Raw genomic sequence first — 3,892 nt, 5'->3', positions numbered from 1 at the left:
TTATTAATTTTTTATAATAATAAAAAAATGAGAAAAAACATCCAGCTTTTATCTAGATGCCCATTGATTTTCTGACGAGTTGTATTACATCATACATTTTAAGTTTGGAGTTATTTTGATTTATTGCATCATCCAGGTTTCGCCAGCAGAAGGGACAAGCTGATACCAAGGCGTCTACCTCTAGTTTCTCTGCCTCCCTAACTCTATCATAAGCTACTTCCACAGCCCACTCGGAGAAGCCAGCCTTGACTCCACCTCCAGATCCACAGCACCAAGAATTTTCCCTTGTTCGGGGCATCTCAACCAGTTCTATTCCTGGTATTTCTTTTAGCACATTTCTGGGCGAGTCGTAGAGACCAACGTGACGTCCCAGATGACAAGGATCGTGATATGTTACTCTCATGTTGATTTCGTGGGATAATTCTATTTCCCCGTTTTTAATCATGTTTTCCAAAAGCTCGGTGGTGTGTAGAACTTCGAATTCGTGTTTAGAGTTGAGAAGCCAGTCATAGGATTCCAAGTAGTCCTTTTTCCAGGTTCTATAACATCCCGCACAAGTGGTCACTATTCTCTTTGCACCCGTTTTTTTGGCTTCTTGGATATTGTGCTGAGCTATCTGTGGGGCTGAAACGTAGTCTGTTTCCCACTGCCCGGTTCTCAGCAAGGGAGAGGTGCAGCACCACTCATCCTTCATGATAGTAAAATCTACCCCAGCTTTGTCGAAGACTTTTACGGTGTCTTGTGCCAGCATCTTTTGCCGGTAGGCTGAGGTGCAACCAACGAAGTAAATTGTTTCTGACTCCTTTGGAAGATTGGTGTCCTTGGGCAACCAATCAAGCCTCTTGCTGTGGGGTTCAATATAGGGGTTGTGCTCCTTTCCTAGGTGTTTACCGAAAGCCGTCTGATTACCGGGTAGGGTAACCCCTGCATTAACGGCTTCGGCTCTTACTGCCTCGATTATCCCTAATACATTTTCGTGTAAGGGGTATACGCAGTTGGCTTCACAGTTTCCGCAGGTTGGGCAGGCAAAAAGTATGTTGACCAGTCGGTCGCTCCAATCTAATTTCTTTTCAAAAACCGCTTTTGCGAGGTTTATTTTTCCACCGCCGGTATAGGTTTCGAATTTGAACTTGTCGTATGAAGGACAATTCGTATAAAATATTTCGGGGCCGGTTGTTCTGCAGTGTCCACATTTATAGCATCGGTGTAAGACATCCTTAAATCTTTCTAAAACCATAATCCTCATCTCCTAGGTTACCCATTTTCCCGGAGCCATTATTCCATTCGGATCCAAGAGCTTTTTGATCTTTTTAATAAGATTGACATACTCCGGGTCAGCGTATTCCAAAACTTGTTTATGTAGGGAAGGGGCTGGCTTCCAGAGAACTCCTCCCATTTCTATTGCCATATCAGCTATTTCCTCCAAAGCCTTGTGCACTCGCTCAACCTCATCTGGAGATTCTTTTACGAAGGGGAAGGTATACATTACACCGGTTGCATGGCCAGTTCTAAAAGGCCTGATAAGGTGAAGGTACTGAAAACCATGTTTTTTAGCTATATCAATTCCTTTCTTGTAGGCTTCTCCCACCACCTCGGTTGGCATGTAAACTCCTAAGTATTCTGCTCCTCCACCAATCCTCAAATCCATGAAGGGAAGCGGTTGGGGCACCCTAAGCATATTCTCTTTAACTGACGCTGGTGGAGTAAATTCCTCTATTTTTACACCCCTCTGCAGCGCTTCCTCGACAATTCCCAGCATTATTTGCTTTTTTACTTCGAATTCTTCCAGTTTTTGACCACTTATGAAAACATCCAAAACGATTTCCGGCATATCTGGCGGTTTCTCAGGAGTATAATAGCGCTTGATACTTGAACCAGTCCAGCTGTTTACGTAAATATCATCACAAACCTCGCTCTTTATCAGCTTCATCAGCAGGTCCACACTATCATCTACATCATCGATTTTATAGAAGAACATGTCCCTCACCTTGGGTCTCGGCCATAGATGAATAGAGGCCTTTGTTATAATTCCCGTGGCTCCGAACCAGCCCAGAAAGAGACCAATAAAGTCGGGGAGGCAGTATTTCGAAAACCAAGACTTTCCTAAAGCAATAGAACCGGTTCTCATAAGTTCACCTGTGGGCAAAACCACCTCTAATCCAGCAATCATCTCTGAACTGATACCGTACTTCAGAGAAATTTGACCCGCCCCGTGTATTATTGCATTTGAAATTACACCTACCGATGGTGGGGCATGAGGAAGTGTGAACCACAGATCAGGATAGTTATCATCCAAGTATGTTTTGAGTTGCCCCGTGGTTACTCCACATTCAACCACAGCGTACATTGAATGCGGATTCACTTCCAGTATTTTGTTCATGCGTTTAAGGTCTATTAGGATGCCCCCACCAATAGGTAAGGATAAACCGGAAAGAGTTAGACCCGCTACTCTGGGAGTAATAGGAATCTTTTCTCTGTTAGCCAGTCTTACTATCTCCTGGATTTCTCCAACAGTTCCCGGCATCACTACGTACTCCGGCATAACTGGCTCTTCTGCACTAGGATCAGTTGAGTAGTAATAAAGCTCTTCAATATTATCAGATACAAAACTTTTTCCCACTATTTTCTCCAAGGACCCGAAGATTCTTGAATGCTGAGGCTCTACAAATTTTTTTCCCAACATTATTCTATCCTCCAGTTGAATACTTTTAATTGGTGTGTATTGGTCGCCATAATCTTGATTTTTAGGCTTTTCCAACATAAAATTTGAGCTCTATATAAAAATAGTGCTAAAAAATTGTTTTAAAAAATAACTAATCAACTATAAATATTTCAAAAAGCCGATAAGCAAAAGATTACAAGTATTAAAAATATTGGTATGAGAACTAATTGTTTCAGAGAATAATAAAAGGAGAGAATGAGGGAAGTACCCTTTAATCTCAGGCTTTAAAACCCTAAGGCTTCTCCAATGAGTATAACGAATATGCGGTCAGGTATGTGTGGTTGATCTATTATGGTTGTCATGCCGCATGCTCTGTTTTTGTGTCCACAGTTTCTCAGAATTTTGGGCTCGCCTCCACATCTAGCTAGACGTGAACATGGCGGATACCACTCCTCCTCCTCTTTGCTTTTAGGCTCCCCACCCATCATCCTCACCAGTTGAGGAGCAACCACATTCCTTACCCTAACAAACGCGTCGTCAATGTCTCTGACTATTTTATTGCATCCAGCGACAACAAACACTTTTTTTGGACCGAACATCATTGCAGCTATCCTGTTGCCGTATCCGTCACTGTTAACCAGGGTCCCCTTTAGGGTGATCGCATTGGTGCTGGTTAGATAGAGGTCAGCGTGTAATCCCGCACGCCACTTTTTGATTGTTTTATCAAGGGCTCCCTCTGTTAACATCCAATGTCTTGCCACATGAATTTCTTCGGGTGTGACAATGTCCTCAAATGGATTTATACAGGTCCATTTTCCTGCCTTTTGTAGATCGAAGAGAATTCCCATATTAATAAGGGTAACAGAGCCGCCCCAGGAGATGACGCCTCCTTCCGGTACCTCTTTTTCAATCATCTCAAATATCTTTGTCCTAGCCTCTTTAGCGGTGGGTATGTACATACCGTCCATATTATTTTTTCTTAAATTCTCAATAACCTGGTTGGCAAGCTTTTCGTAATACCAAGGCCTGATACCATACCATTTTGCTAAATCAGGTTCTGTTGTTGTCATAAAAATCACCTTAAGGTTTTTTAGGATTGATGATGATAACCCCTATTTTAACTTTTTCATTAAAAGTTAATTGATAAAAATACAAGTTTTAAAAATATAAAAATTTGGTTCTGGTACTAAATACGGTTGGTGGGTCTGATTAGTGTTTTGGTTTTCATTT

The 3,892-nt window shown here is 42.0% G+C and carries 3 protein-coding genes; all 3 read right to left on the bottom strand.

The genetic code is table 11. The features are described 5' to 3' along the window. Positions 1-52: 52 nt before the first annotated feature. Entirely contained in the window at positions 53-1,237 is a 1,185-nt protein-coding gene (locus ACUVXA_RS17860; protein WP_445872641.1) for a (Fe-S)-binding protein, read from the bottom strand. A gap of 12 nt (positions 1,238-1,249) precedes the next feature. Further along, on the bottom strand, positions 1,250-2,683 hold the full coding sequence (locus ACUVXA_RS17855) for an FAD-binding oxidoreductase (RefSeq protein WP_445872640.1): 1,434 nt from the start codon (positions 2,681-2,683) through the stop codon (positions 1,250-1,252). A 263-nt stretch (positions 2,684-2,946) separates the two neighbouring features. Then, complete coding sequence (locus ACUVXA_RS17850; RefSeq protein WP_445872639.1) at positions 2,947-3,732, bottom strand: lactate utilization protein; 786 nt, start codon at positions 3,730-3,732, stop codon at positions 2,947-2,949. Positions 3,733-3,892: the final 160 nt, after the last annotated feature.

This window comes from Candidatus Jordarchaeum sp. (genome assembly GCF_052745115.1).
Note: the sequence above shows the minus strand (reverse complement) of the source record. Positions and strands in the feature narration are given on the sequence as shown.